The sequence below is a fragment of the Carnobacterium sp. AT7 genome (assembly GCF_000171855.1).
Taxonomy (GTDB): Bacteria; Bacillota; Bacilli; order Lactobacillales; family Carnobacteriaceae; genus Carnobacterium_B; species Carnobacterium_B jeotgali.
On sequence record NZ_ABHH01000063.1, the window covers coordinates 1 to 1,404 of the forward strand.

Genomic DNA, 1,404 nt, shown 5'->3' on the forward strand with positions numbered 1-1,404 from the left:
TAGCATCCAGTTCTTCTTGAACTTCATTAACTAAACGTAAAATAGTTTGTTTTTCAATATCCCAATGCCCATTTTTATAATGAGGCGATGCTAAAATATGAGTGATTCCCTCAGCTACGGCTTTACGTGCCATATCCATCGAATCTTCTAAATTTTTTGCCCCGTCATCGACACCTGGCAAAATATGACAATGTAAATCAATCATGTCGTTAGCTCCTTCTCTTGCTCACTTAAATTATAATTTATTATAGAACAAAGTTTTATAAAAAGCTAGATGGTTCAAATTCAACTCCACTCAACCGTATATTACCTCATTTTTTCAAGTGCACGATTAAGTGAACCTTTTTTTGTCTCACTCATTCGTGCATCCCGTTCCTCGAACAAGTGAAGCATTTTGTGCCTTCAGTCTAACGTACAGCTCTCTTTATGGGAATCTCATGCCAAATCAACAGTTTATTTCTCCATCCCTTAAATTCATTTCTGGAGGAATAGGATTGGTTGTAGCCGTGTCAAGGATGCAATGCGAATTACCAAACGTTAACGCTTCAGCGGCGCTTACGTTTGGTTTGAGGCTTGTAAGTTTTAAGACTATCTTTTCAGGCTTAAAACGCTCCCATGGCTTCACGAGCAAATCCGTCCATTCCAGAAGAAATTTTTATAAGCACAAGAAAGATTTTAAACTTTTTTGACTCACCCGCTATCTCTACTGAACCCCCCCCAAAAAAAGTCTCACGTTTATACGATCAATCCGTATAAACATGAGACTATCTAGTTACTAATTATCAAGTAATTGCAATGTAAAGGAATGCAGCGATAGCTCCACCAATCATTGGTGCTACTACTGGAATCCAAGAGTAACCCCAGTCAGAGTTTCCTTTGTTTGCGATAGGTAACAATTGATGCGCAATACGCGGACCTAAGTCACGTGCAGGGTTGATTGCATACCCTGTTGATCCTCCAAGAGAAAGACCAATTGACAGAATTAATACCCCAACTACTAATGGGTTTAATCCATCAGTAAATGTGTTTTTACCAAACATCATAAGTGCAAATACTAGTACGAAAGTACCAATTGTTTCTGACATTACATTGCCTACAGTGTTACGAATAGCTGGACCTGTTGCAAAAGTTCCTAAAATATTGCCTTGGTCTTTTGTTTCTTTAAAGTGTGGCATGTAAGTTAACCATACTAGAACAGCTCCCAAGATACCTCCAAGTACTTGTGCAATAATAAACGGCAATACTAATGCCCAATCAAAATTACCAATAATAGCCATACCAAGTGTTACAGCTGGGTTTAAATGTGCTGGTCCCATTGATCCTGCAACATATACTGCGATTGTTACGGCTGCTCCCCATCCAAGTGCAATGACAACCCATCCTGATGCTTCAGCTTTACTTTTT

At 38.8% G+C, this 1,404-nt stretch carries 2 protein-coding genes; both read right to left on the minus strand.

Annotation, left to right across the window (positions count from 1 at the left end):
• A partial coding sequence (locus tag CAT7_RS11910; protein ID WP_007725962.1) for a CpsB/CapC family capsule biosynthesis tyrosine phosphatase occupies positions 1–205 on the minus strand: 205 nt, incomplete at its 3' end.
• A 577-nt stretch (positions 206–782) separates the two neighbouring features.
• On the minus strand, positions 783–1,404 hold a 622-nt coding region (locus tag CAT7_RS11915), incomplete at its 5' end, for an MIP/aquaporin family protein (RefSeq protein ID WP_007725965.1).